This is a genomic window from Rhodobacter flavimaris (assembly GCF_021378075.1).
Lineage (GTDB): Bacteria > Pseudomonadota > Alphaproteobacteria > Rhodobacterales > Rhodobacteraceae > Rhodobacter > Rhodobacter flavimaris.
This window is the reverse complement of record NZ_JAJUOS010000050.1, coordinates 1-380: the sequence shown is the minus strand read 5'-3', so window position 1 is coordinate 380 and position 380 is coordinate 1. Positions and strand designations below refer to the sequence as shown.

At 59.7% G+C, this 380-nt stretch carries 1 protein-coding gene; it reads right to left on the bottom strand.

Annotated features, from left to right (window positions below):
* On the bottom strand, positions 1-380 hold a 380-nt coding region (locus LZA78_RS17610), incomplete at both ends, for a formyltransferase family protein (RefSeq protein WP_306798994.1).

Sequence of the window (380 nt, the reverse complement as noted above, 5' to 3'; positions counted from 1 at the left end):
AGTTTGACGCCGCGCTCGAACGCCTGCTTGTAGGGGTTGGCGCCCTTGAACGAGGGCAGGAACGAATGGTGGATGTTGATGATCCGGCCCGACATCTTCTTGCACATCTCGTCCGAAAGGATCTGCATGTAGCGCGCCAGAACGATCAGTTCGGCGCCCGCATCCTCGACCACGCGCATAATGGCGGCCTCGGCGGTGGGCTTGTTTTCCTTGGTGACCTTGATGCAATGGAAGGGGATGTCGTGGTTCACGACGACCTTCTGGTAATCCATGTGGTTCGAGATCACCGCCACGATGTCGATCGGCAGCGCGCCGATGCGCCAGCGGTAGAGCAGGTCGTTCAGGCAGTGGCCGAAGCGCGACACCATGATGACGACCTT